This window comes from Klebsiella quasivariicola, assembly GCF_002269255.1.
GTDB classification, from domain to species: Bacteria; Pseudomonadota; Gammaproteobacteria; order Enterobacterales; family Enterobacteriaceae; genus Klebsiella; species Klebsiella quasivariicola.
The window spans coordinates 973,591-999,807 of record NZ_CP022823.1 but is presented as its reverse complement, the minus strand read 5'-3'; the positions used below and the strand labels follow the sequence as shown (position 1 = coordinate 999,807).

Below are 26,217 nucleotides of genomic sequence, written 5' to 3'. Positions count from 1 at the left end.
AGGTTCTCCTCAGGCTGCGCCGACCAGCCAGTAGCGCACGCCGATAAACAGCGCCAGCGCCAGGGTTGACGCCACCCACATCAATCGAATGGTTCGGGAAATATCGCCCACCGCGATGTCGCGGACGGCGTCGCCTATCCAGGGCTTTTCAACGCGCTGGCCGAAGTAATCGTTCGGGCCGCCAAGGCGGATCCCCAGCGCGCCGGCGACGGTCGCTTCTGGCCAGGCACAGTTAGGACTGCTGTGCTGATAGCGATCGCGCCAGCCCGTGCGCAGCGCCCGGGCGCCATCTTCCCGACATAGCACCGCGGCAAGGCTGAACAGCAGCCAGCTCAGCCGGGCGGGAAGGAAGTTGGCCACATCATCAAGACGGGCGCTGACCATGCCGATCGCCCGGTATTTTTCGTGTTTGTAGCCGACCATGGAATCGAGGGTGTTGACCGCTTTATAGGCCATGGCCAGCGGCGCACCGCCAAGGAGCAGAAAAAAGAACGGCGCGATAATGCCATCCACCGTGTTTTCCGCCACGGTCTCCACCACCGCACGGTTGATCTGCGCAGGCTGGAGCTGAGAGGTGTCGCGCCCGACAATCCAGGAGAGCTTATGCCGGCTTTCGGCGAGATCCCCGGCCTGCAGCGGCCGGGCCACCGCCATCGCCGACTGCGCCAGGCAGCGCCCCGCCAGCGCAGTGAAGATCATCCACACCTCCACCAGCCATCCGAGCCAGGGATGGATCCCCCGCGCCAGCGCCAGTGCGCCCCAGGCCACACCCCATGTCAGCCCGGTCACCACCAGCCACATCACCCCGCCGCCGATACGCAGCGCCCGATCGCTATGGCAGACACGCCGCACCACGCGCTGGCTGACGGTAATCAGGCGGCCTATCCAGCGCACCGGGTGCGGCCAGTGCGGCGGATCGCCAATGACGACATCAAGTATCCAGGCCACACACCAGGCGAGAAGGGTCATTGCGCCCTCCTTGCTGCCCGCAGCCAGTGGTTGAGCATGGTGGGACGCTGGGCAAAGTGGACATGGAGATAGCTGGCAAAGGCGCTGCCGGACTGCCATCCTCCCTGCCACTGCTGGAGCGTCTTACCATCACGCTGTTTACGGCAGGCCAGTACGGCAGCGGTGGCGGGAGAAAAATCGGAGTAATGAAATTCATGGCCACGCAGCCACTCGCCGGGCGCGGCCAGCAGCGTCTGCTGCTGTGCCTGCGCTTCGCAGTAGCCGAACCGGGTCAGACGCGTCCCCATTCGGCTGTGTCCGGGAATAATATCCGCCATCGCGTAGCGCTCGCCACCGGTGACCTCCAGGGTCGTGCCCAGATACATCAGGCCGCCGCACTCGGCGTAGATTGCCACTCCGCGCCGGTGCGCCGCGCGAAGCTGCGCCAGCATCTCGTGGTTGGCAGACAGCCCGGCCGCGTGCAGCTCCGGGTAGCCGCCGCCGAGCCAGATCATCTGGCAGGCCGGAAGCTGGCGATCGCGCAGTGGGCTAAAGCGCACAATCTTCACGCCGCAGCGCGCCAGCAGCGCCAGGTTATCAGGGTAATAAAAATTGAAGGCCTCATCGTCGGCGAGGGCCAGCGTCAGTCCTTCGCCGGCATCGGCGGCAAGCGTCTCCCCCCACTCGCCCACCGGCAAGGTCGCTAGTTCGCTGATGGCCAGCAGCCGGTCTATGTCGAGGGTGCGCCCCAGCTGGCTGGCAAAATCCCGCCATGCCTGCTGATTGACCACCGACTCGCGGGCGGTGACCAGCCCCAGATGCCGCTCGGGCAGCGCTACGCCTTCCACGCGCGGCACATAGCCGAGCACTGGCACCTGACAGTAGCGCTCAATGGCGCTTTTCAATAGCTGGAAGTGCGCGTCGCTGTTAACGCGATTGACGATAACGCCGGCAATGTTGAGGGCAGGATCAAAGTGCTGAAAGCCCATCACCGTGGCGGCGATGGAGGTCGACACCGCTTTGCCATCGACCAGCAAAATCACCGGGCAGCCAAGCTGCTTAGCCATCGCCGCGCTGCTGCAATAGTTGGGGTCGGTGCCGTAGCCGTCATACAGGCCCATCACCCCCTCGATAACCGCGATGTCGGCCTGCTGCAACTGTTCGGTAAACAGCGCGTTGAGTATCGGGGTGGGAAGCATAAAGCTGTCGAGATTGCGGGAGGCGACGCCGCTGATGGCGGTGTGCCAGGCGGTGTCCAGGTAATCAGGCCCTACTTTACAGGGTTGCACCCGCATACCGCGCTGTTGGAGCAAGCTGAGCAGGCCGAGCGTAACGGTGGTTTTGCCACAACCGCTGCCGGTACCCGCAAGAATGAACGCACGCCTGGTTACCATACCCTGTCCTGTCCAGGTGGTCAGGGTATAGCTGCACGCATGCCTGGTCCTGCGACCACGCACCGCTAAGCCACCCACTTCCCACCGAAGTTGTTGGTCAGTTACCGGCAGGCAGGTCTTCTGGCTTAGCCTCGTTCTCGCCCGCCCTTCCCAATCTTTCGATCAGTGGTTTTTGCGGGGTCGTCAGCATCACAGCAGCGGGGGCTGCGGGGGATTTACACCCCCTTCCCTGACACCTGGTTGGTGTCGAACCTGTCGGTTTTTTTCGCCGATGCGCCCTGCATCGACGGCTAATGCTTTATGTTTTGTTTTACCGTTTCATCACTCGTCACAATGACGTCAGTGAGGGAAACCGGTTTGTAATAATCAGTAGTCTCGTATTAACGGACACTCTATCCCATCACAAAAATAAAAACTGGTGTAGTTTATCCCTCGAATATCACTATTTTGTTGCGCTATGACAATTTATTGCTCTACTGTCGTTTTTTTCATTTTATAATGATGAAGATACTCCGGGATATCAAAAATCGGCAATAGCAAAATATTGTCATTTAAAAAGACTCAGTTTGTGATCCGGCATTAATTTGCTGACGAAATGCCTGCGGCGTGACCTGATAGGTCTGGCGAAACACTTTGCAAAAATAGCTGGTTTGCGAAAAACCTAAATTCCGCGCGATGCTGGCAATGCTCCAGTCGCTGTGGCATAGCAGCTCTTTTGCGCTCGCCATTCGCTGCTGATTGATCCAGGCGTTAAAGCCGATCCCCTGATATTTTTTAAACAATTTACTGAAATAGTATGGGCTAAGATAGACGTGCGCCGCCACATCCTCCAGACGCAGTTCATCGGAGAGATGCGCGTCGATATAGCGCAGCGCCTTCTTCATTTTGCCGTCGTGCGGCGAGGGCGCCCGGTTGCTTTGCGCCGGGTCGTTCTGTGACGGATTATCTTTGATGACCACGAAATTAAGCTGTTTTTTCAGACAATTTTCCACAATCAACTTTAGCAAATCCGCCGAGGCGATAACCCGGGAATAGTCCATCTCAGGCACATTGCGGAACGCCTGAACCAGCGCCGGATCGTTCTGCCAGCGGTCATCAACGTTCAGGATATCAACCAGTTCAACATCATTGCTCAGACGAACCTGACCACAGAGCACGAAGCCGACCAGGTGGCCGGCGATCACCAGCGGTATGGAAAAATCGGTTAAGCCCGCGTGGCAGCGGTAGATGCACAGTTGGTCATTTTTCGAGGCTTCCAGTCCGCCGCAGCGGTCGCTCATGCGACAGCGTCCGCTGTGCTCCGGGTGCTGACGCATCAGCTGGCAAAACGGCGTGAAATTAAACAGTTCAGAAATCTCATCACCGTGAATATTGACGACCACAACCGCCAGACTGGTGGCTTGCGCAAAATCCTGTGCGATTTTATTGATGAGTTCTGAGTTCAGGGTACTCGCAGAAATCATGATAAAACCCCTCAGTTAATTTTTTGTTATAAATAAAACATATTTTTCATATTTACCTTTTTTAGCATCAGATCCCGTCGACGATAAAAAAGTGCATTGACAATAACAAAAGTCTCCCAACCCGGGGAGACTTTTTGAGCGGTTCGTGATATCGGTTCATGAAAATAGCCTGGCTATTTCACTGATACATTCCTTCTATGACGTTAACGCGTATTTTCTTCCTCCACACAGGTATGACAGGGCAGATTATTGGCAATGAGAAAACGATAAATTGCAGCGCCGAGGCAGGCCCCCAACAACGGCGCGATGACAGGCACGATAAAATAGGGAATATCTCTTCCCCCGGTCATGGCGATATTGCCCCACCCGGCAAGCCAGGTGAACAATTTCGGACCAAAATCGCGCGCTGGATTCATCGCGAAGCCGGTAAGTGGCCCGGTCGAGGCACCGATCACCGCCACCAGTATACCAATCAACAGCGGCGCCAGTGGCCCCTTGGGTACGCCGTTACCATCATCGGTGAGCGCCATGATCATTCCCATCAGCATCGAGGTGATTACCACCTCCACCAGCGCCGCATGCCAGACGCTCAGCTCAGGCGCTGGATAAGTACTGAAAATGCTGGCCAGCTGCAGGCTTTCCAGGCTGCCGCGCACCATATGATGCACCGTTTCAAAGTGCGTAAACAGGGTGCTGTAAAGTATCCAGGCCAGTACAGCGCCGCCAAACGCGCCGGCGACCTGAGCCACGATATAAGGCACCACTTTTCTGCCCGGGAAGCAGGCAAACAGCCACAGCGCCACGGTGACCGCGGGGTTAAGGTGCCCCCCCGAAATGCCGGCGGTCAGATATACCGCCAGAGAAATACCCAGTCCCCAGATAATACAGATCTCCCACAGCCCCAGGCTGGCGCCGGTCAGTTTCAGGGCGCTCAGGCAGCAGATACCAAAAAACAGAAACAGCCCGGTGCCTAAAAACTCGGCAATGCATTGCGCGCGTAAAGAACCATTCATTGTGACACCTCGTGACGAAGTTCGTGTCCAGGCCAGCCAACCATCCGCTGGCTCGTTGGGTACGGCGAGGCCCACTATAGAAACCGGCGGCGGCAAAGTGTTGGCATCCTGCTAAAAACAGGCGGCGTAAAGTCGCCGAAGAAGAATAATTTATTGCTCTTAACTGATCTTTCTTTTCAGCATTGACAAGCCATGAAGGGATATTTCAATGCCCTTTTCAATAATAAAAAATTGCGAAATCAACATGTTTATTTTCCAACAAATATCACATCACGCCTAAACTCGCATAACAAAAAAAATTAAAAAAAGCATTCATAAAAATGTAAATACGGAGTAAGCAGTGCAAAATAATCATATTAATAATGAAGTTAAAATCATTTAAAAACAAATACATAAAATAAATAACTTTAATTTTATACTATCAGAAAACCACTATTTTTTTACTCTTCACCATCAACTCAGCCATTCTTTTTCGCCGCCGCGCCATATAGTTTCCCCACTGGAACATACCCTGCGAGGTCTTTATGCAACAAGAAGCATTAGGAATGGTAGAAACCAAAGGCTTAACCGCAGCCATAGAGGCCGCTGACGCAATGGTTAAGTCGGCTAACGTCTTATTAGTTGGCTATGAAAGGATCGGTTCAGGCCTGGTGACCGTCATCGTTCGTGGCGACGTGGGGGCCGTAAAAGCCGCCACCGACGCCGGTGCCGCCACAGCCCGCCATGTGGGCGAGGTGAAAGCCGTACACGTTATTCCCCGCCCCCATACCGATGTTGAAAAAATCTTACCGAAGGGGAATAGCCAATGAGCAGCAATGAGCTGGTTGAACAGATCATGGCGCAAGTAATAGCCCGTGTGGCAACGCCAGAGCAGCAGGCGCTTCCCGATACCCCCCATCCCACAGGAGAGACGGCTATGGCAGAGAAAAGCTGCAGCTTAACGGAATTTGTCGGGACCGCCATTGGCGACACCCTCGGACTGGTCATCGCCAACGTGGATGCCGCGTTGCTGGAAGCGATGAAGCTTGAAAAACGCTATCGCTCTATCGGCATCCTCGGCGCCCGCACCGGCGCCGGCCCGCACATTATGGCCGCTGATGAAGCGGTAAAAGCTACCAATACCGAAGTGGTCAGCATTGAGCTTCCTCGCGACACCAAAGGCGGCGCCGGCCATGGCTCGCTGATTGTGTTGGGCGGGAACGATGTTTCCGACGTCAAACGCGGTATTGAGGTCGCACTGAAAGAGCTGGACCGTACTTTCGGCGATGTCTACGGCAACGAGGCGGGTCATATCGAGCTGCAGTATACCGCGCGCGCCAGTTATGCCCTTGAAAAAGCCTTCGGCGCTCCGCTGGGCCGCGCCTGCGGCATTATCGTCGGCGCCCCGGCGTCTGTCGGCGTGCTGATGGCTGATACTGCGCTGAAATCAGCCAACGTCGAGGTGGTGGCTTACAGCTCACCGGCGCACGGCACCAGCTTCAGCAACGAAGCCATCCTGGTGATTTCCGGCGACTCCGGCGCGGTGCGCCAGGCGGTGATCTCCGCCAGAGAGATCGGCAAAACCGTACTAGCGACGCTGGGCGCGGAACCGAAAAACGATCGCCCCTCCTACATTTAATACCCGCGAGGCTGATTCATGAGATCGAAAAGATTTGAAGCACTGGCGAAACGCCCTGTGAATCAGGATGGTTTCGTTAAGGAGTGGATCGAAGAGGGTTTTATCGCGATGGAAAGCCCTAACGATCCCAAACCCTCTATTCGCATTGTCAATGGCGCAGTGACCGAACTCGACGGCAAACCGGTTGCCCAGTTCGACCTGATTGACCACTTTATCGCACGCTACGGCATTAATCTCGCCCGGGCCGAAGAGGTCATGGCGATGGATTCGGTCAAGCTCGCCAACATGCTCTGCGATCCGAACGTTAAACGCAGCGACATCGTCCCGCTCACCACCGCGATGACCCCGGCGAAAATCGTCGAAGTGGTGTCGCATATGAACGTGGTAGAGATGATGATGGCGATGCAAAAAATGCGCGCCCGCCGCACGCCATCCCAGCAGGCGCATGTCACCAATATCAAAGATAATCCGGTACAGATAGCTGCCGATGCCGCCGAAGGCGCATGGCGCGGCTTTGACGAGCAGGAGACCACCGTCGCCGTGGCGCGCTACGCGCCGTTCAACGCCATCGCCCTGCTGGTCGGTTCACAGGTAGGCCGCCCCGGCGTGCTCACCCAATGTTCGCTGGAAGAAGCCACCGAGCTGAAACTGGGCATGCTGGGCCACACCTGCTATGCCGAAACCATTTCGGTCTACGGCACGGAGCCGGTATTTACCGATGGCGATGACACTCCGTGGTCAAAAGGCTTCCTCGCCTCCTCCTACGCTTCACGCGGCCTGAAAATGCGCTTTACCTCCGGCTCCGGCTCTGAAGTGCAGATGGGCTATGCCGAAGGTAAGTCCATGCTTTATCTCGAAGCGCGCTGCATCTACATCACCAAAGCCGCCGGGGTACAAGGCCTGCAGAATGGCTCCGTCAGCTGCATCGGCGTGCCGTCCGCCGTGCCGTCGGGGATCCGCGCCGTACTGGCGGAAAACCTGATTTGCTCGGCACTGGATCTGGAGTGTGCCTCCAGCAACGATCAAACCTTTACCCACTCGGATATGCGACGTACCGCGCGCCTGCTGATGCAGTTCCTGCCTGGTACCGACTTTATCTCCTCTGGTTACTCAGCGGTGCCGAACTACGACAACATGTTCGCCGGTTCCAATGAAGATGCCGAAGACTTCGACGACTACAACGTGATCCAGCGCGACCTGAAGGTCGATGGCGGCCTGCGGCCGGTGCGTGAAGAGGACGTGATCGTCATTCGTAATAAAGCCGCCCGTGCGCTGCAAGCGGTATTTGCCGGCATGGGTTTGCCACCAATTACGGATGAAGAAGTGGAGGCCGCCACTTACGCCCACGGTTCAAAAGATATGCCTGAGCGCAATATCGTCGAGGACATCAAGTTCGCCCAGGAGATCATCAACAAGAACCGCAACGGCCTGGAAGTGGTGAAAGCCCTGGCGAAAGGCGGCTTCCCCGATGTCGCCCAGGACATGCTCAATATTCAGAAAGCCAAGCTCACCGGCGACTACCTGCACACCTCCGCCATCATCGTCGGCAAGGGCCAGGTGCTCTCGGCCGTGAATGACGTGAACGATTATGCCGGTCCGGCAACAGGCTACCGCCTGCAAGGCGAGCGCTGGGAAGAGATTAAAAATATCCCGGGCGCGCTCGATCCCAATGAACTTGGCTAAGGGGTGAAAAATGGAAATTAACGAAAAGCTGCTGCGCCAGATTATCGAAGAGGTGCTGGTGGAGATGAAAACAGGCGCTGATAAGCCGGTCTCCTTTAACGCGCCTGCGGCTTCTGTCGCCTCTACCGCGTCGGTCGCCGTTGCGCCTGTGTCCGGCGACAGCTTCCTGACGGAAATCGGCGAAGCCAAACCCGGCACACAGCAGGATGAAGTCATTATTGCCGTCGGGCCGGCGTTTGGTCTGGCGCAGACCACCAATATCGTCGGCATTCCGCATAAAAATATCCTGCGCGAACTGATCGCCGGTATTGAGGAAGAAGGCATCAAAGCGCGGGTGATCCGCTGCTTTAAGTCTTCTGATGTTGCCTTCGTGGCGGTGGAAGGCAACCGCCTGAGCGGTTCCGGCATCTCTATCGGTATTCAGTCGAAAGGCACCACCGTCATCCACCAGCGCGGCCTGCCGCCGCTCTCCAATCTGGAACTCTTCCCGCAGGCACCGCTGCTGACGCTGGAAACCTACCGCCAGATTGGCAAAAACGCCGCCCGCTACGCCAAACGCGAGTCGCCGCAGCCGGTGCCGACGCTTAACGATCAGATGGCTCGTCCCAAATACCAGGCGAAGTCGGCCATTTTGCACATTAAAGAGACCAAATACGTGGTGACGGGCAAAAACCCGCAGGAACTGCGCGTGGCGCTTTAACAAAGGAAAACCCGATGAATACCGACGCAATTGAATCCATGGTACGCGACGTGCTGAGCCGGATGAACAGTCTGCAGGACGAGACGACGGTCGCACCAGCCGCGCCGACAAACGACGCCGCTCGGCAGCCTAAAGTCAGCGACTACCCGTTAGCCACCCGCCATCCGGAGTGGGTCAAAACCGCCACTAACAAAACGCTCGATGACCTGACGCTGGAGAACGTATTAAGCGATCGCGTTACGGCGCAGGACATGCGCATTACCCCGGAAACGCTGCGCATGCAGGCGGCAATCGCTCAGGATGCCGGACGCGATCGGCTGGCGATGAACTTTGAGCGGGCCGCAGAGCTGACCGCGGTTCCTGACGACCGGATCCTTGAGATCTACAACGCCCTACGCCCATACCGTTCCACCCAGGCGGAGCTACTGGCGATCGCTGATGACCTCGAGCAGCGCTACCAGGCTCGACTCTGTGCCGCCTTTGTTAGGGAAGCGGCCGGGCTGTACGTCGAGCGTAAAAAACTGAAAGGCGACGATTAACAGGGGGCAAGCATGCGCTATATCGCTGGCATTGATATTGGCAACTCATCGACAGAGGTCGCCCTGGCGACGGTTGATGACGCAGGTGTGCTGAACATCCGCCACAGCGCGCTGGCTGAAACCACCGGAATTAAAGGCACATTACGTAATGTGTTCGGTATTCAGGAGGCGCTAACCCAGGCGGCAAAAGCGGCAGGCATTCAGGTCAGCGATATCTCGCTTATTCGCATTAACGAAGCCACGCCGGTCATTGGCGATGTGGCGATGGAGACCATTACGGAAACCATCATCACCGAGTCCACCATGATCGGCCACAACCCGAAGACACCCGGCGGCGTCGGACTGGGGGTCGGTATCACCATAACGCCAGAGGCGTTGCTGTCCTGCTCCGCGGACACGCCCTATATTCTGGTGGTCTCCTCGGCCTTTGACTTTGCCGATGTCGCTGCGATGGTCAATGCGGCGACGGCAGCGGGCTATCAGATTACCGGCATTATTTTGCAGCAGGATGACGGCGTGCTGGTTAATAACCGGCTACAGCAACCGCTGCCGGTGATCGACGAAGTTCAGCATATCGACCGCATTCCACTTGGCATGCTGGCGGCCGTCGAGGTCGCTTTACCCGGTAAGATCATCGAAACACTCTCGAACCCCTACGGTATTGCCACCGTTTTCGATCTCAACGCCGAAGAGACCAAAAATATCGTGCCAATGGCGCGGGCGCTGATTGGCAATCGCTCGGCCGTGGTGGTGAAAACCCCCTCCGGCGACGTCAAGGCGCGGACTATTCCGGCAGGTAATTTGCTGCTTATGGCTCAGGGGCGCAGCGTACAGGTTGATGTTGCCGCCGGTGCGGAAGCCATCATGAAGGCGATCGACGGCTGCGGCAAACTGGACAACGTCGCGGGGGAAGCGGGCACCAATATCGGCGGCATGCTTGAGCACGTGCGCCAGACCATGGCGGAGCTCACCAATAAGCCAGCTCAGGAGATCCGCATTCAGGATCTGCTGGCCGTTGATACGGCGGTGCCGGTCAGCGTGACCGGCGGCCTGGCAGGTGAGTTCTCGCTGGAGCAGGCGGTGGGTATCGCCTCCATGGTTAAGTCGGATCGCCTGCAGATGGCCCTGATCGCCCGTGAAATTGAGCACAAACTGCAGATCACGGTTCAGGTGGGCGGCGCCGAGGCAGAAGCGGCCATTCTTGGGGCGCTCACCACTCCCGGCACTACGCGCCCGCTGGCAATCCTCGATCTCGGCGCCGGGTCGACCGACGCCTCAATTATCAATGCGCAGGGAGAGATCATCGCTACTCACCTGGCCGGCGCCGGCGATATGGTCACGATGATCATTGCCCGCGAGCTGGGGCTTGAGGACCGCTATCTGGCGGAAGAGATCAAAAAATACCCGTTGGCAAAAGTCGAAAGTCTGTTTCATCTGCGTCATGAAGACGGCAGCGTACAGTTTTTTCCGTCGGCCTTACCGCCGGCTGTATTTGCCCGCGTCTGCGTGGTGAAACCGGATGAACTGGTTCCCCTGCCTGGCGATCTGCCGCTGGAGAAAGTGCGCGCCATTCGTCGTAGCGCCAAATCACGCGTCTTTGTCACCAACGCCCTGCGGGCGTTACGCCAGGTGAGCCCTACCGGCAATATTCGCGACATCCCGTTCGTGGTGCTGGTGGGCGGCTCGTCCCTCGATTTTGAAATCCCCCAGCTGGTCACCGATGCGCTGGCGCACTACCGGCTGGTTGCCGGGCGCGGCAACATCCGCGGCTGTGAAGGGCCGCGCAATGCGGTCGCCAGCGGATTGCTCCTTTCCTGGCAAAACGGAGGCATGCATGGAGAGTAGCGTACTCGCCCCCGCCATCGTCATTGCCGTCACTGGCGAATGCAGCGAACAGTGGCGAGATGCCCTGCTGGGCATTGAAGAGGAAGGCATTCCTTTTGTTCTGCAGCCACAGACCGACGGCGATCTTGTCCATCACGCCTGGCAGGCGGCGCAGCGTTCGCCGCTGCAGGTGGGGATCGCCTGCGACCGGGAGCGGCTCATCGTGCACTACAAAAATTTACCCGCATCAACTCCGCTGTTTTCGCTGATGTATCACCAGGACAGGCTGGACCGGCGAAACACTGGCAACAATGCGGCTCGTCTCGTCAAAGGGATCCCATTTCGGGATCGCAATGCTTAATCCACAGGAGAACGCAGTATGAATAACGCACTAGGACTGGTTGAAACGAAAGGCCTGGTTGGCGCCATTGAAGCCGCTGATGCAATGGTGAAATCCGCCAACGTGCAGTTGATTGGTTACGAAAAAATTGGCTCCGGTCTGATTACCGTAATGGTTCGCGGAGACGTCGGCGCGGTCAAAGCCGCCGTTGACGCCGGGAGCGCGGCGGCCAGCGTGGTCGGCGAGGTCAAGTCCAGCCATGTGATCCCGCGCCCGCATAGCGATGTTGAGGCCATTCTGCCGAAATCTGTCTGACCCTGAAAAAAGGAGCACCGCGTGAAGCAATCACTGGGATTACTTGAGGTCAGCGGCCTGGCTCTGGCCATCACCTGCGCCGACGCCATGGCGAAAGCGGCCGCCATCACGCTGCTCGCCCTGGAAAAGACCAACGGTTCCGGCTGGATGGTGGTGAAGATCGCCGGTGATGTGGCCTCTGTCCAGGCGGCGGTGATGACCGGGGCCGAACTCGCCGAACGGCAGCAGGGGCTGGTGGCACAGAAGGTTATTGCCAGGCCTGGTGAAGGCCTGCTGCCAGCCCGCGTCCAGGCGCCTTCACCCGCGCCTGACATCGCCGTGACGGAGGAGAACACGGCCCCCACAGATACCCCCTCCCACTCTACGGAGCTGGTGACCTGCAACCTGTGCCTGGACCCGCACTGCCCGCGACAAAAAGGCGATCCCCGCTCGCAGTGCCTGCACGCCGGTAAACGAGGTGACGCGTAATGGATAAACAACAGCTGGCTTCGACAGTCAACAAAGTTCTGGATGAGATGCGCCAGCGTCCCATCCCCATTGGTATCTCCAGTCGCCATATCCATTTATCGGCGGCGGACTACGCCAGGCTTTTTCCCGCGCAGCCCATCCAGCCGAAAAAAGCGCTGCTGCAGCCAGGACAATATGCTGCAGAGCAGACGGTGACTTTGGTTGGCCCCAAAGGGCGATTAAATAACGTGCGCCTGCTCGGCCCTTTGCGCCAGACCAGCCAGGTGGAAATCTCACGCACCGACGCCCGGACCCTCGGTATCGCCGCGCCGCTACGCATGTCCGGCAATCTGCAGGACACGCCGGGGATCCGCCTGATTAGCCCGTTTGCCGAACTGGAATTGCGTAGCGGGACGATCGTCGCCCAGCGACATATTCATATGTCGCCGCTTGATGCGTTGATCCTGCGCGTCGCCCATGGCGATAGCGTCGCGGTGGCGATCGAAGGCAGCGACAGGCGGCTTATCTTCGACAACGTGGCGGTCCGCGTAGCCCCGGATATGCGCCTTGAGATGCATATTGATACTGACGAAGCTAATGCGGCAGGCGCTGACGCTGCGCAGGCATGGGCCAGGCTGGTGACGAAGCCATGAACCACGAGATGCTGCAGCGTATCGTCGAGGAGGTCGCCGCCCGCCTGCGCCGTCGCGCCCTCAGTACGGCCACGCTCAGCGTGGCCCAGCTCGGCGAAGCGGATATCCACAGCCTGCTGTGCCAGCACGCTTCGCTGCGCATCGTGCAGGTGGATTTACCGCTGCTGGAGCAGCTTGCCGGCCAGCGTGCGCTGACGGCAGCCGGTTGCGCGTTGCATGAGGCCATGGCCTGGGGCGTTCGGGTACAGCTAACGCTGCTTCCCGCACTGCTCCCCGCGCTGGCGGTGAAAAAACTCGCCCGCTTGCCGCTGACGCTCAGCGACCCGCTTGGCCAGCCCGTCAGGCTTCACGCCGCATCGGTGGTCACCTACGCCGATGTAGCCCGCCTCCACGGAGGTTATCTGGTACTGCGCCGCCACCCCATTATTACCGCCCTCGCCCGCGAAGCGGCCGTCGCGCGGCATGTTCAATTAATTAAGCAGGAGTGAACTATGCATCTGGCACGCGTGACCGGCGCCGTCGTCTCGACGCAAAAGTCCCCCTCACTGAACGGCAAAAAACTGCTGCTGGTTCGCCGGGTAAGCGCGGACGACGACCATCCGATTCTAGCCACAAGCGGTGATGAAGTGGCGGTAGATTCGGTTGGCGCTGGCGTCGGCGAGCTGGTGCTGCTCTGCAGCGGCTCGAGCGCACGCCACGTCTTCAGTGGCCCGAATGAAGCCATCGATCTTGCCGTCGTGGGCATTGTTGACTCACTTTCACGCTAAGGGGGCGCCTGTGGCTATCTATACCCGAACCGGCGATGCCGGCAGTACATCACTCTTTACCGGCCAGCGGGTTAGCAAGACGCATCCGCGCGTCGAAGCTTACGGCACGCTGGATGAACTGAACGCCATACTGAGCCTGTGCGTCTGCGCCGTCGCTGAAGAGAAACATCGCACCCTGCTCGAAGCCCTGCAGCAGCACATTTTCTGGTTCAGCGCAGAACTTGCCAGCGACAGCGAACAGCCATCACCCGACCAGCGCTATATCAGCAGCGAAGAGATTGCCCTGCTGGAGCAGACGATCGATCGCGAGATGGCCTGCGTGCCGGCGCTGCACCAGTTTGTGTTGCCCGGACGCTGCGAAGCCGCCAGTCGCCTGCACCTGGCCCGCACCGTTGCCCGTCGGGCGGAACGCCGGCTGGTAGAGCTGGCGGCAGAGGTCACCATCCGTCAGATTCTGCTTCGTTATCTGAATCGCTTATCTGACTGTCTGTATGCGCTGGCGCGCGGCGAGGATCATGCCGATCACCAGCGTCGGCTCGTCGCGGAGATTGCGGCCCGCTATCTGACCGCCAGCGGGTCGCTTTCGCCCGACGCGCCCGAAGCACAACCCGGCTCGCTCTCCTTCCACGAGCTGCATCAGCTTATACGGCAGGCCATCGAACACGCCCGCCAGCTACAGGTGCCGGTGGTGGTGAGCATCGTTGACGCACACGGCACCGAAACCGTGACCTGGCGAATGCCCGATGCGCTGCTGGTCAGTAGCGAGCTGGCGCCGAAGAAAGCCTGGACCGCCGTCGCCATGAAAACCGCGACCCACGAACTCGCGGCGACCGTACAGCCAGGCGCTGCGCTGTACGGTCTGGAGAGCCATCTGCAGGGAAAAGTCGTCACCTTTGGCGGCGGTTATCCGCTGTGGCGCGATGGCCAGCTGATAGCCGGCCTCGGTATTAGCGGCGGCAGCGTCGAGCAGGATATGGCTATTGCACAGGCTGCCATGGCGGCCATTAACGTGAGAACACATCAATGAATACAGCAGAACTGGAAACCCTTATCCGCACCATCCTCAGCGAAAAGCTCGCTCCTGCAATCGCCTCTCAGGATCAGCAGGGCATTTTCCGTGACGTCGGCAGCGCCATCGACGCCGCTCATCAGGCTTTTGTCCGCTATCAGCAGTGTCCGCTAAAAACCCGTAGCGCCATTATCAGCGCCCTGCGGGAGACGCTGGCTCCTGAGCTGGCGATACTGGCGGAAGAGAGCGCCACAGAGACGGGCATGGGCAACAAAGAAGATAAGTATCTGAAAAATAAAGCTGCCCTTGAGAACACACCGGGCATTGAAGATCTCACTACCAACGCCCTAACCGGCGATGGCGGGATGGTGCTGTTTGAGTACTCACCGTTTGGCGTCATTGGCGCCGTGGCGCCCAGCACCAACCCAACAGAAACCATTATCAATAACAGTATCAGCATGCTGGCGGCGGGTAATAGCGTCTATTTCAGCCCTCATCCCGGCGCGAAAAAGGTCTCGTTAAAGCTTATCGCCAGGATCGAAGAGATCGCCTACCGCTGCAGCGGCATCCGTAACCTGGTGGTAACCGTTGCCGAACCGACCTTTGAAGCCACCCAGCAGATGATGTCCCACCCGCGGATTGCCGTTCTGGCTATCACCGGCGGTCCTGGGATTGTGGCGATGGGTATGAAAAGCGGTAAAAAAGTGATCGGCGCTGGCGCTGGCAATCCGCCGTGCATTGTTGATGAAACCGCCGATCTCGTCAAAGCCGCGGAAGATATCATCAGCGGCGCCTCCTTCGATTACAACCTGCCCTGTATCGCCGAAAAAAGCCTGATCGTCGTCGCCGCGGTCGCTGACCGCCTGATCCAGCAAATGCAGGATTTTGACGCGCTGCTGCTGAGCCGACAGGAGACCGATACCCTGCGCGCCGTCTGCCTGCCCGACGGCGCGGCGAATAAAAAACTGGTCGGTAAAAGCCCGGCTGCGCTGCTGGCGGCGGCCGGTCTCGCCGTTCCGTCGCGCGCCCCTCGCCTGCTGATAGCCGAGGTGGAGGCGAACGACTCCTGGGTGACCTGCGAGCAGCTGATGCCGGTGCTGCCGATCGTTCGGGTCGCTGACTTTGACAGCGCCCTGGCGCTGGCCCTGCACGTCGAGGAGGGTCTGCACCACACCGCCACCATGCATTCGCAGAATGTCTCGCGGCTCAATCTGGCGGCACGCACGCTACAGACCTCCATCTTTGTCAAAAATGGCCCGTCTTACGCAGGAATCGGCGTCGGGGGCGAAGGGTTTACCACCTTCACCATCGCCACACCAACCGGAGAAGGCACCACCTCCGCACGGACGTTCGCCCGCCTGCGGCGCTGCGTGTTAACTAACGGTTTTTCCATTCGCTAACCGGGGGCGCCATGCACACCTTTTCTCTGCAAACGCGCCTCTACAGCGGCCCGGGCAGCCTGGCCGCGCTGCAGCGCTTTAGCCATCAGCACATCTGGATCGTCTGCGACGGCTTCCTGGCTCGCTCACCGCTGCTTGACCGGCTGCGCGCCGCGCTGCCCGCCAGCAACCGCGTCAGCGTGTTCAGCGATATTACGCCGGATCCGACCATTCACACCGTAGCGAAAGGGATAGCGCAGATGCATTCCCTGCGTCCACAGGTGGTGATCGGCTTCGGCGGCGGCTCAGCAATGGACGCCGCCAAGGCTATCGTCTGGTTCAGTCAGCAGGGCGGGCTGCCTGTCGACACCTGCGTGGCGATCCCCACCACCAGCGGTACCGGTTCGGAAGTAACCAGCGCCTGCGTCATCAGCGACCCGGAAAAAGGGATCAAGTACCCGCTGTTCCATGAGGCACTCTGTCCCGACATGGCGATCCTCGACCCGACGCTGGTGGTCAGCGTACCGCCCACGATCACAGCCCATACCGGGCTGGACGTGCTAACCCACGCGCTTGAGGCATGGGTATCGCCGCAGGCCACCGACTTTACCGATGCGCTGGCGGAAAAAGCCGCCAGGCTGGTGTTTCGCGCCCTGCCCGTTGCGGTTCGCCAGGGCGACTGCGTCGCGACCCGCAGTAAAATGCACAATGCCTCAACCCTTGCCGGCATGGCCTTTAGCCAGGCTGGCCTTGGGCTCAATCATGCTATCGCCCATCAGCTTGGCGGCCAGTTTCACCTCCCCCATGGCCTGGCCAACGCGCTGCTGCTGACCGCAGTGATCCGCTTCAACGCCGGCGAGCCGCGAGCGGCGAAGCGCTATGCGCGCCTGGCCAGGGCCTGCCGGTTCTGCCCGCCCGAAGCTGGCGAGCAGGAGGCTTTCCAGGCGCTGATCGCCGCGGTGGAAATGCTGAAACAACAGTGTGCCATTCCCACCCTCAAGGGCGCCTTGCAGGAAAAATATCCCCTGTTCTTATCGCGAATTCCCGCCATGGTGCCGGCCGCGCTGGCCGACGCCACCCTGCGCACCAACCCGCGCCCGGCCGATGGCGCGGCCATTGCGCAACTGCTGGAGAGCCTGCAATGAGTGAAGCGATAGTGCCACTACCAGACATGGACGCGGCGGAGATCCGCGAGCGCGTCCGGGCTGCCGGCGTCGTGGGAGCCGGTGGCGCAGGCTTTCCGACCCACATCAAACTGCAGGCCCAGGTGGACACCGTGCTGGTGAACGCCGCCGAATGCGAACCGATGCTGAAGGTTGATCAACAGCTGATGGCGCAACAGGCTGACCGACTGATTCGCGGCCTGGGTTACGCGATGACCGCCACCGGTGCCCGGGAAGGGATCATTGCCCTGAAGGCGAAATATGCTGCGGCGATTGCGGCCTTAACCCCGCGGCTCCCGGAATGGGCCCGGCTGCATATTCTGCCTGACGTCTATCCGGCCGGGGATGAGGTGCTCACTATCTGGCTGGCAACGGGGCGCCGCGTGCCGCCTGCCGCGCTGCCGGTCAGCGTCGGCGTGGTGGTCAATAACGTGCAGACGGTACTCAATATCGCCAGAGCCGTGGAGCAGGGCTATCCGGTGACTCGCCGGACGTTGACCGTCAATGGCGCCGTCGCCCGTCCGCTGACGCTGACCGTACCGCTGGGCATGTCGCTGCGCGAGGTGCTGGATCTGGCCGGCGGCGCGACGGTTGACGATCCAGGGTTTATCAACGGCGGACCGATGATGGGCTCGCTTATTACCTCCCTGGAGACACCGGTCACCAAAACCACCGGTGGGCTGCTGGTACTCCCGGGCAATCATCCACTGATCCAGCGACGGCGGCAGGATGAGCGAACGCTGCTCGCCATCGCCCGCACCGTCTGTGAACAGTGCCGTTTATGCACAGATTTATGCCCCCGGCACCTGATCGGTCATGAGCTTTCCCCTCATCTGCTGGTGCGGGCGGTGAACTATCGCCAGGCGGCCACCCCGTCGCTGCTGCTCAGCGCCCTGACCTGTTCGGAGTGCAACGTTTGCGAGAGCGTCGCCTGCCCGGTGGGTATTTCACCCATGCGCATCAACCGTCTGTTGAAACGTGAACTGAGGGCGAAAAATCTGCGCTACGAAGGACCGTTGCGTCCGGCGGACGAGATGGCGAAGCATCGCCTGGTGCCGGTCAAACGGCTCATTAGCAAGCTGGGGCTTGATCCCTGGTATCAGGAGGCGCCGCTAACGGCGGTCGAACCGGGGGTGACCTGCGTCACCCTGCCCCTGCGCCAGCATATCGGCATCAGCGCCGTGCCCTGCGTCGCGCCGGGAGAACAGGTGACGCGTGGCCAGCTGCTGGCAGATATCCCTGCCGACGCCCTCGGCGCGCCGGTACACGCCAGTATTGACGGCCTGGTCTCCGCCATCACGGAGCAGGCCATTACGCTTGTAAGAGGTTAATCATGACCCAGGCTATCGGAATTTTAGAACTGACCAGCATCGCCAGGGGCATAGAGTTAGGCGACGTCATGCTGAAAAGTGCGAACGTACAGCTCCTGCTCTGCAGAACCCTTTGTCCCGGAAAATACCTGCTGATGCTCGGCGGCGACGTCGGCGCCGTGCAGCAGGCAATCGCCGCCGGTACCGCGCGCGCCGGGGAAATGCTGGTGGACAGCCTGGTGCTGGCCAACATTCACCCCAGCGTACTGCCGGCGATCAGTGGCCTCAACGTGGTCGAGCAGCGTCAGGCGGCGGGGATCGTCGAAACCTGGAGCGTGGCGGCGTGCATCAGCGCCGCCGACCGCGCGGTGAAAGCGGCCAACGTCACCCTGGTGCGCGTCCATATGGCGTTCGGTATCGGCGGCAAGTGTTACATGGTGGTAGCTGGCGATATCGCTGATGTCGACAACGCCGTCACGGTGGCCAGCGACAGCGCAGGCGAGAAAGGATTACTGGTTTACCGGGCAGTGATCCCGCGACCACACGACGCGCTGTGGCAACAGCTGATGGAGGGATAATGGAACCGCAAACCCCTACCGAACGCATGATCCAGGAGTATGTCCCGGGTAAACAGGTCACTCTGGCGCATCTCATCGCCAATCCGGGCAAAGATCTGTTCAAAAAACTGGGCCTGCCGGACGCGGTCTCCGCTATCGGCATCCTTACTATTACCCCCAGTGAGGCATCAATTATCGCCTGCGACATCGCCACCAAATCCGGCGCGGTGGAGATCGGCTTTCTCGATCGCTTCACCGGCGCGGTGGTGTTGACCGGCGATGTCTCCGCGGTGGAGTACGCGCTCAGGCAGGTCACACGCACCCTTGGTGAGCTGATGCGCTTCACCGCCTGCCCAATTACCCGGACCTGAGCCCATGAAACGCCTGATGCTTATCGGACCCAGCCAGTGCGGCAAAACCTCGTTGACCCAGGTATTGCGTGGCGAAACGCTGCGTTATCAAAAAACGCAGGCCATCGTCTGGACGCCGGCCGCAATCGACACCCCCGGGGAATATCTGGAAAACCGCTGCCTGTACAGCGCGCTGTTAACCAGCGCCTGCGAGGCCGATGTCATCGCGCTGGTGCTGAATGCCGATGCGCCCTGGTCACCCTTTTCTCCGGGGTTTACCGCCCCAATGAACCGCCCGGTTATCGGGGTGATCACCAAAGCCGATTTGGCCGCTCCGCCCCGTCTGGAACAGGTCCGGGCATGGCTCGAGGCGGCAGGAGCCGAACATATCTTTATCACCAGCGCGTTAACCGGTGACGGGCTTGATGACCTGCTCGCCTGCCTGAATACAGAGGAATATCAATGTCATATAAAATAATGGCGATTAACGCCGGCAGCTCTTCCCTGAAGTTTCAGTTGCTTAACATGCCGCAGGGGGCGTTGATCTGTCAGGGATTGATCGAACGTATCGGCCTGCCCGAGGCCCGCTTTACGCTGAAAACGCCGGCGCAGAAATGGCAGGAGACGCTGCCCATCGCCGATCACCACGAGGCAGTGACGCTGCTGCTGGAGGCGCTGACCGGCCGCGGGATCCTGAGCAGCCTGCAGGAGATAGACGGTGTTGGCCACCGCGTCGCCCACGGCGGCGAACGCTTCAAAGACGCCGCGCTGGTCTGCGACGACACCCTGCGGGAGATCGAACGCCTGGCGGAGCTGGCGCCATTGCATAACCCGGTCAATGCGCTGGGCATTCGTCTCTTTCGCCAGCTGCTGCCGGCGGTACCGGCGGTGGCGGTTTTTGATACCGCTTTTCACCAGACCCTGGCGCCGGAGTCCTGGCTCTATCCCCTGCCCTGGCGCTATTACGCCGAGCTGGGCATTCGCCGCTACGGTTTTCACGGCACCAGCCATCACTATGTCAGCAGCACGCTGGCGGAAAAGCTGGGCGTACCGCTGAGCGCCCTGCGGGTAGTGAGCTGCCATCTGGGCAATGGCTGCAGCGTCTGCGCCATCAAAGGCGGGCAGTCGGTGAATACCTCAATGGGCTTTACCCCGCAGTCCGGAGTGATGATGGGCACCCGCAGCGGCGATATCGATCCGTCGATTCTTCCCTGGCTGGTGGAGAAAGAAGGGAAATCCGCCCAGCAGCTCAACCAGCTGCTGAATAATGAATCTGGGCTGCTTGGCGTCTCCGGCGTGTCCTCTGATTACCGCGACGTTGAACAGGCAGCCGACGCCGGCAACGAACGGGCGGCACTGGCGCTGTCGTTGTTTGCCGAACGCATTCGCGCGACTATCGGCAGCTATATCATGCAGATGGGAGGTCTGGACGCGCTGATTTTTACCGGCGGCATAGGCGAGAATTCCGCCCGGGCGCGGGCGACGATCTGCCGCAATTTGCACTTTCTCGGCCTCGCGCTGGACGACGAGAAAAACCAGCGGAGCGCGACCTTTATTCAGGCGGATAATGCGCTGGTCAAAGTGGCAGTGATCAACACCAATGAAGAGCTAATGATTGCCCGCGACGTCATGCGTCTTGCATTGCCGCAGGCGCGCGAGCTGGCGGTGTCGGCATAAACGACGTACCTCCTCTTGCGGAGAATCATGGTAACCGGCGGGTCGCCATGCCACTATGCGCCCTGGCGAAGGTAAGCGGAAAGGTGAAAACGTGGCAGTTGCACAATGTCCCGCCTCGTGCGGAGAACTTATCCAGGGCTGGATCCTCGGCAGCGAAAAGCTGGTCTCCTGCCCGGTGGACTGGTACAGCACCGTCGAGGTCGAGACCGGGGTGCCGCGAAAGGATGAGCGGCCGCTGTCGCGAGCAATGGTCGACCAGCTGCTGGCCCACTGGGGCTATCCTCCAGGGCTGAGCCAGCAGATCCGCATTACCCTGCACTCGACGATCCCGGTGGCCAAAGGAATGGCCAGCAGCACTGCCGATATCGCCGCCACTGCGGTGGCCACCGCCCACCATCTGGGCCATCCGCTGGATGAGCCGACGCTGGCGCGCCTGTGCGTCGCGCTGGAGCCCACCGACAGCACCCTGTTTCGCCAGCTGACGCTGTTCGACCATAATACCGCCGCCACGCAAATCGCCTGTCCCCCTCCGCCAGCGCTCGACCTGTTAGTGCTGGAGAGCCCGCTGACGCTGCGCACCACCGACTATCACCAGCTACCGCGCGAGCCTGGCCTGTTAGCAAACGCCTCCCGGCTGCAGCTGGCGTGGGAGAAAGTACAGCAGGCCTGCCACTGCGGCAGCCCGCAGCTGCTGGGCGAAGCGGCGACCATCAGCGCCGTCGCCAGCCAGCAGCTGTTGCCCAAACCGGGATTTAGCGCGCTGCTGGAACTGGTGGAAAGCGCAGGACTGTATGGCCTTAACGTGGCGCACAGCGGCAGCGTCGTCGGCCTGCTACTGGACCGCCGCCGTCATGACGTCGAATTTCTGCAATGGCGGCTGGCAGACAGTAAAATCGCCGCCCACTGGCCGCAGCAGCATCTGCTGGCGATGGTGCCCGGGGGCGTCACCCTGCAGTAGGGATCAGGCCAGCGCCCGGCGCAGCGCCGCCAGCAGCTGGTCGTTTTCGCTGGCGCTACGGATCGCCACCCGGAAATAGCGGCTATCCAGCCCCGGGTAGTTGGCGCAGCTGCGGATCAGCACGTGCTGGCGCAGCAGAGCGTATTGCAGGTCAAACTCTGGTCTGTCGCAGCGTAAAAACAGGTAGTTGGCGCGCCCGGGCCACACGGTCAGCCCGTTAATCTCTTTCAGTCGCGCATAGAAGCGCGTTCCCTCTTCCTGCAGCCACTGCCAGGTGGCCCGCTGATACGCCCGGTCCTGGAGAATAATTTCCCCGGCCAGGGCGGCATAGGCATTAATGGACCACGGCATTTGTCGCTCGCGCAGTCGGGCCACTGCCTGCGCGTCAGCGTTGAGCAGATAGCCGAGACGCAGCCCCGGAATAGCATAAAATTTGGTGAGCGAGCGCAGAACCCAGACGTGCGGGTACTGCGCCAGCAGGGGAATAAATCCCGGCTGGTCGGGCATAAAATCAAGAAAGGCCTCATCAAGGATCAGGCTGATATTCAGGGCCCGGCAGCGCTGCGCAATGGCTTCCAGCAGGCCCCGCTCCGGCAGCAGGCCGGTGGGGTTGTTCGGGGTGCAAAGAAACAGACAGTCCAGCGCCGGAGTCAGGGCATCGAGGATGGCGTCAGTCAGCTGCCAGCCATCGCACTCCCGCAGGGCATACTCCACTACTTCGCAGTCCACCGTCTGCAGCGCCCGCCGGTACTCCGCGAAACCAGGAATGACGATCATCGCCCGTCGCGGCTTAAGGCCGTGGACGAGGGTGAAGATTGATTCAGTTTCGCCGTTGCCGGCGAGGATCTGCGCCGCCGGCAGCTGATGGTGGGCAGCCAGCGCCTGATGCAGCTGTTGATACTCGACGTCAGGGTAGCGTTCGGCGCAGCCTGGGTTGTCGATGATCGCCTGCCTGAGCGAGGCGGGCATCCCCAGCGGATTGATGTTGGCGCTAAAATCCAGCAGCTCGCCGGGCGCAATGCCCAGCAGGGCGGCGGCCTCGCGGATGTTACCGCCATGGGCGCTTTTCAGTAAGGCCATGTCCCTTTCCTGTGTGGTTATCCGCGGCGGGCCAGCGTCGCGCCGTCGGCAAAGTAGGCTTTAATCCCGGCGAGGATCGACTCGGCCACCTCCTGCTGGAATTTAGCCGTTTTCAGTTTCCGCTCTTCTTCCACGTTACTGATAAACGCCGTCTCCACCAGAATGGAGGGGATGTCTGGCGCCTTCAGCACCGCAAAGCCCGCCTGTTCTACCCGGTTCTTGTGCAGGTTATTGATATTGCCCATTTTCTCCAGCACCGCCTTGCCAAATTTGAGGCTGTCAGCGATGGTGAGGGACTGCACCATATCGAACATGGTGTGGTCGACATAGCGGTCACCGCTCTTGCTGACCCCACCGATCAGATCCGAGGCGTTCTGCGTCTGGGCGAGATATTTTGCCGCGGTACTGGTGGCCCCCTTGGTGGAGAGGGCAAACACCGAAGAGCCGCTGGGCTGGCGGCTGGTAAAGGCATCGGCGTGAATCGACACGAACAGGTCGGCGCGCTGCTTCTGCGCCTTCGCGACACGCACTTTCAACGGGATGAACACATCTTCGTTGCGGGTCATATAGGCCTTCATATTGCCTTCTTTGTCGATTAACGCCCGCAGGCGGCGGGCAATCTGCAGCACCACGTCTTTTTCGCGGGTGCGATACTTCCCCACGGCGCCGGAGTCTTCGCCGCCGTGTCCGGGATCGAGCATAATGACAATCGGCCGGTCACGCCCGGCTTTGCCCGGCTGTGGTCCGCTTTGCGCCGGCGGCACCTGACGCTCCAGGTCGCCTTTGTTGTAATCCTCGAGCAGCGCCAGCAGCGGATCCTGAACATCGGTGGCGTTGGCGGGGTAGAGGTCCATCACCAGACGCTCTTTAAAGCCGGCCACCGGCGCGAGGGCAAACAGCTGCGGCTTGACGTTCTGCTTGAGCTCAAAGACCATGCGCACGGTTTGTGGATCAAACTGGCCCACGCGGGCGGACTTAATAAAGGGATCGTCATCGCGGATCTGGCCGCCCATGCCTTTCAGCACAGAGTTCAGGTTAACCCCTTCCAGATCCACTACCACTCGTTCCGGATTACTGAGGGCAAACTGCCGGTATTTCAGCACATGATTCGATTCTACCGTGACGCGCGTGTAGGTCGATGCTGGCCAGACGCGAACGGCGACCACTCGCGCATCGGCAGCCAGCCCCACAGGGCTCACGCTCATTAACCACATGGCGCCCGCGCCCTGCAACAGACGGCGACGGCTTAATCCTGAGTTGTTTCCCGACATGCCACTCCCAAGCAATAAAAACGCATTTGTACCCAAAACAAACAGATTGACCAGAAACTTTAACGAAAGGCATATAACCTGTCATCTATAAAAGGGTAAACATTCATTGACACCCTGCGCCGGGTCACATGTTTTTCGCGACTTAGCCTAAAATTGGCACTTGCGTTTAACGGCAAAACAGAATAAAAATACAATAATTACGAATAATCATGCATTGAGGGTTTGTCATGGTGAAGGAACGTCGCACTGAACTGGTAGAAGGATTCCGCCATTCTGTTCCCTATATTAATGCCCATCGGGGAAAAACGTTTGTCATCATGCTGGGCGGCGAAGCCATTGAGCATGAGAATTTTTCTAATATTGTCAATGATATAGGGTTATTGCATAGCCTGGGCATTCGCCTGGTGGTGGTCTATGGCGCTCGACCGCAGATTGACGCGAACCTCGCCGAGCACCATCACGAGCCGATCTATCACAAGCAGACGCGAGTGACTGACGCCAAAACGCTGGAGCTGGTGAAGCAGGCGGCGGGCATGCTGCAGCTGGAGATCACCGCCCGTCTGTCGATGAGCCTCAACAACACCCCGCTGCAGGGAGCCCATATCAACGTCGTCAGCGGCAACTTTATCATTGCCCAGCCGCTGGGCGTCGATGACGGCGTCGATTATTGCCACAGTGGGCGTATTCGCCGCATTGATGAAGAGGCGATTCATCGTCAGCTCGACAGCGGCGCCATTGTGCTGATGGGGCCGGTCGCGGTGTCGGTCACCGGCGAGAGCTTTAACCTGACTTCGGAAGAGATCGCCACCCAGCTGGCTATCAAACTGAAGGCGGAGAAAATGATCGGTTTCTGTTCGTCGCAGGGAGTGTACAACCAGGCGGGAGAAATTGTCTCCGAACTGTTCCCTAATGAGGCGCAGGCCCGCGTCGAAGAGCTGGAGGCAGATGAAGATTATAACTCCGGTACCGTGCGCTTCCTGCGCGGGGCGGTGAAGGCCTGCCGCAGCGGCGTGCGGCGCTGCCACCTGATCAGCTATCAGGAAAATGGCGCACTGCTGCAGGAACTGTTTTCACGCGACGGCATCGGCACTCAGATCGTCATGGAGAGCGCGGAGCAAATCCGTCGGGCAACCATCAATGATATCGGCGGTATTCTTGAGCTGATAAGCCCGCTTGAGCAGCAGGGCATCCTGGTGCGCCGCTCTCGCGAGCAGCTGGAAATGGAAATCGACAAATTCACCATTATTCAGCGCGATAACACCACTATTGCCTGCGCCGCCCTCTATCCTTTCCCGGAAGAGAAGATCGGCGAGATGGCCTGCGTGGCGGTGCATCCGGATTACCGGAGTTCGTCACGGGGTGAGGTGCTGCTGGAGCGTATTGCCGCCCAGGCCAGGCAGATGGGGCTGAGCAAGCTGTTCGTACTAACCACCCGCAGCATTCACTGGTTCCAGGAGCGCGGCTTCACGCCGGTGGATATTGACCTGCTGCCGGAGAGTAAAAAGCAGATGTATAACTATCAGCGCCGGTCGAAGGTGCTGATGGCCGACCTCGCCTAAGCCCTTCCCTACCCTTTTTAACGGCCCGGGAAAAAGCGGCGTTTATCGCCTTATTCCCGGCCGCTCTCCAGCATCGCTTCGCGCGGGCACAGTGTGCGGCACGCGGGCGAAATTCCTGGTTTCCACGCAGACCATTCCTTTAACGCTGGCCCAACGATATGCTACAGGCTGTCGACAGGAGGTCGACTGGCGCAACGGCC

General features: G+C 59.7%; 28 protein-coding genes and 1 riboswitch. Of the genes, 22 read left to right on the top strand and 6 right to left on the bottom strand.

The window, feature by feature from the left end:
- Positions 1-9 precede the first annotated feature (9 nt).
- From cbiB to pduF, 4 genes are all read right to left on the bottom strand, one after another.
- Positions 10-969, bottom strand: a complete 960-nt coding sequence (cbiB, locus tag B8P98_RS05060; protein WP_025713324.1) for an adenosylcobinamide-phosphate synthase CbiB — start codon at positions 967-969, stop codon at positions 10-12.
- Positions 966-2,342, bottom strand: coding sequence for a cobyrinate a,c-diamide synthase (locus B8P98_RS05055; protein WP_025713325.1), 1,377 nt, complete (start codon positions 2,340-2,342; stop codon positions 966-968). The genes cbiB and B8P98_RS05055 overlap by 4 nt, the downstream gene beginning before the upstream one ends.
- Before the next feature lie 93 nt (positions 2,343-2,435).
- Positions 2,436-2,613: riboswitch (cobalamin riboswitch) on the bottom strand.
- A gap of 280 nt (positions 2,614-2,893) precedes the next feature.
- Entirely contained in the window at positions 2,894-3,805 is a 912-nt protein-coding gene (pocR, locus tag B8P98_RS05050) for a transcriptional regulator PocR (RefSeq protein WP_080897069.1), read from the bottom strand.
- Positions 3,806-4,008: 203 nt separating this feature from the next.
- Positions 4,009-4,818 carry a propanediol diffusion facilitator PduF gene (gene pduF / locus B8P98_RS05045; protein WP_025711335.1) on the bottom strand — a complete coding sequence of 270 codons (810 nt, stop codon included), beginning with the start codon at positions 4,816-4,818 and terminating at the stop codon, positions 4,009-4,011.
- Positions 4,819-5,342: 524 nt separating this feature from the next.
- Here pduF and pduA point away from each other — a divergent pair.
- The 21 genes from pduA (at position 5,343) to B8P98_RS04940 (ending at position 22,107) form a co-directional block, all read left to right on the top strand.
- Positions 5,343-5,627, top strand: a complete 285-nt coding sequence (gene pduA / locus B8P98_RS05040; protein WP_025711334.1) for a propanediol utilization microcompartment protein PduA — start codon at positions 5,343-5,345, stop codon at positions 5,625-5,627.
- On the top strand, positions 5,624-6,436 hold the full coding sequence (gene pduB, locus B8P98_RS05035; RefSeq protein WP_002915739.1) for a propanediol utilization microcompartment protein PduB: 813 nt from the start codon (positions 5,624-5,626) through the stop codon (positions 6,434-6,436). Before pduA ends, pduB begins: the two co-directional genes overlap by 4 nt.
- Positions 6,437-6,454: 18 nt before the next feature.
- The gene (pduC, locus tag B8P98_RS05030) at positions 6,455-8,119 is read left to right on the top strand and encodes a propanediol dehydratase large subunit PduC (protein WP_025711332.1); all 1,665 of its coding nucleotides are present in this window, start codon (positions 6,455-6,457) and stop codon (positions 8,117-8,119) included.
- Positions 8,120-8,129: 10 nt separating this feature from the next.
- The gene (gene pduD, locus B8P98_RS05025) at positions 8,130-8,819 is read left to right on the top strand and encodes a propanediol dehydratase medium subunit PduD (RefSeq protein ID WP_025711331.1); all 690 of its coding nucleotides are present in this window, start codon (positions 8,130-8,132) and stop codon (positions 8,817-8,819) included.
- Between the two features lie 14 nt (positions 8,820-8,833).
- Entirely contained in the window at positions 8,834-9,358 is a 525-nt protein-coding gene (gene pduE / locus B8P98_RS05020) for a propanediol dehydratase small subunit PduE (protein ID WP_025711330.1), read from the top strand.
- A gap of 12 nt (positions 9,359-9,370) precedes the next feature.
- Complete coding sequence (locus B8P98_RS05015) at positions 9,371-11,203, top strand: diol dehydratase reactivase subunit alpha (protein WP_025711328.1); 1,833 nt, start codon at positions 9,371-9,373, stop codon at positions 11,201-11,203.
- Positions 11,193-11,543, top strand: coding sequence for a glycerol dehydratase reactivase beta/small subunit family protein (locus B8P98_RS05010; protein ID WP_025711327.1), 351 nt, complete (start codon positions 11,193-11,195; stop codon positions 11,541-11,543). Before B8P98_RS05015 ends, B8P98_RS05010 begins: the two co-directional genes overlap by 11 nt.
- Before the next feature lie 18 nt (positions 11,544-11,561).
- Complete coding sequence (gene pduJ, locus B8P98_RS05005) at positions 11,562-11,837, top strand: propanediol utilization microcompartment protein PduJ (protein ID WP_002915806.1); 276 nt, start codon at positions 11,562-11,564, stop codon at positions 11,835-11,837.
- 21 nt (positions 11,838-11,858) lie between these two features.
- Positions 11,859-12,305 carry a BMC domain-containing protein gene (locus tag B8P98_RS05000; RefSeq protein ID WP_025711326.1) on the top strand — a complete coding sequence of 149 codons (447 nt, stop codon included), beginning with the start codon at positions 11,859-11,861 and terminating at the stop codon, positions 12,303-12,305.
- On the top strand, positions 12,305-12,937 hold the full coding sequence (locus B8P98_RS04995; protein WP_025711325.1) for a phosphate propanoyltransferase: 633 nt from the start codon (positions 12,305-12,307) through the stop codon (positions 12,935-12,937). Before B8P98_RS05000 ends, B8P98_RS04995 begins: the two co-directional genes overlap by 1 nt.
- Positions 12,934-13,425, top strand: a complete 492-nt coding sequence (gene pduM, locus B8P98_RS04990; RefSeq protein WP_025711324.1) for a microcompartment protein PduM — start codon at positions 12,934-12,936, stop codon at positions 13,423-13,425. The genes B8P98_RS04995 and pduM overlap by 4 nt, the downstream gene beginning before the upstream one ends.
- Before the next feature lie 3 nt (positions 13,426-13,428).
- The gene (locus B8P98_RS04985; protein WP_025711323.1) at positions 13,429-13,704 is read left to right on the top strand and encodes a EutN/CcmL family microcompartment protein; all 276 of its coding nucleotides are present in this window, start codon (positions 13,429-13,431) and stop codon (positions 13,702-13,704) included.
- 10 nt (positions 13,705-13,714) lie between these two features.
- Positions 13,715-14,731 (top strand): two-domain cob(I)yrinic acid a,c-diamide adenosyltransferase PduO, encoded by a 1,017-nt coding sequence (pduO, locus tag B8P98_RS04980; protein WP_025711322.1) that lies wholly within the window; start codon positions 13,715-13,717, stop codon positions 14,729-14,731.
- A complete protein-coding gene (pduP, locus tag B8P98_RS04975; protein ID WP_025711321.1) occupies positions 14,728-16,113 on the top strand; it encodes a CoA-acylating propionaldehyde dehydrogenase PduP in 1,386 nt (461 codons plus the stop codon). Before pduO ends, pduP begins: the two co-directional genes overlap by 4 nt.
- Positions 16,114-16,124: 11 nt before the next feature.
- A complete protein-coding gene (pduQ, locus tag B8P98_RS04970; protein WP_025711320.1) occupies positions 16,125-17,237 on the top strand; it encodes a 1-propanol dehydrogenase PduQ in 1,113 nt (370 codons plus the stop codon).
- The gene (locus B8P98_RS04965) at positions 17,234-18,586 is read left to right on the top strand and encodes a 4Fe-4S dicluster domain-containing protein (RefSeq protein ID WP_025711319.1); all 1,353 of its coding nucleotides are present in this window, start codon (positions 17,234-17,236) and stop codon (positions 18,584-18,586) included. Before pduQ ends, B8P98_RS04965 begins: the two co-directional genes overlap by 4 nt.
- A 2-nt stretch (positions 18,587-18,588) precedes the next feature.
- The gene (pduT, locus tag B8P98_RS04960) at positions 18,589-19,143 is read left to right on the top strand and encodes a propanediol utilization microcompartment protein PduT (protein ID WP_025711318.1); all 555 of its coding nucleotides are present in this window, start codon (positions 18,589-18,591) and stop codon (positions 19,141-19,143) included.
- Complete coding sequence (pduU, locus tag B8P98_RS04955; RefSeq protein ID WP_002915850.1) at positions 19,143-19,493, top strand: propanediol utilization microcompartment protein PduU; 351 nt, start codon at positions 19,143-19,145, stop codon at positions 19,491-19,493. Before pduT ends, pduU begins: the two co-directional genes overlap by 1 nt.
- Positions 19,494-19,497: 4 nt before the next feature.
- A complete protein-coding gene (gene pduV, locus B8P98_RS04950; RefSeq protein ID WP_025711315.1) occupies positions 19,498-19,950 on the top strand; it encodes a propanediol utilization protein PduV in 453 nt (150 codons plus the stop codon).
- Positions 19,935-21,149 carry an acetate/propionate family kinase gene (locus B8P98_RS04945; RefSeq protein ID WP_025711314.1) on the top strand — a complete coding sequence of 405 codons (1,215 nt, stop codon included), beginning with the start codon at positions 19,935-19,937 and terminating at the stop codon, positions 21,147-21,149. Before pduV ends, B8P98_RS04945 begins: the two co-directional genes overlap by 16 nt.
- Before the next feature lie 91 nt (positions 21,150-21,240).
- The gene (locus tag B8P98_RS04940) at positions 21,241-22,107 is read left to right on the top strand and encodes a GHMP family kinase ATP-binding protein (RefSeq protein ID WP_042929086.1); all 867 of its coding nucleotides are present in this window, start codon (positions 21,241-21,243) and stop codon (positions 22,105-22,107) included.
- A gap of 3 nt (positions 22,108-22,110) precedes the next feature.
- On the opposite strand, the gene cobD is transcribed toward B8P98_RS04940, so the two are convergent.
- Positions 22,111-23,187 carry a threonine-phosphate decarboxylase CobD gene (cobD, locus tag B8P98_RS04935; RefSeq protein WP_025711312.1) on the bottom strand — a complete coding sequence of 359 codons (1,077 nt, stop codon included), beginning with the start codon at positions 23,185-23,187 and terminating at the stop codon, positions 22,111-22,113.
- 17 nt (positions 23,188-23,204) lie between these two features.
- Positions 23,205-24,458, bottom strand: a complete 1,254-nt coding sequence (amiC, locus tag B8P98_RS04930; protein ID WP_025711311.1) for an N-acetylmuramoyl-L-alanine amidase AmiC — start codon at positions 24,456-24,458, stop codon at positions 23,205-23,207.
- Positions 24,459-24,685: 227 nt separating this feature from the next.
- On the opposite strand from amiC, the gene argA reads away from it, so the two are divergent.
- Complete coding sequence (gene argA / locus B8P98_RS04925) at positions 24,686-26,017, top strand: amino-acid N-acetyltransferase (RefSeq protein ID WP_009308565.1); 1,332 nt, start codon at positions 24,686-24,688, stop codon at positions 26,015-26,017.
- Positions 26,018-26,217 lie beyond the last annotated feature (200 nt).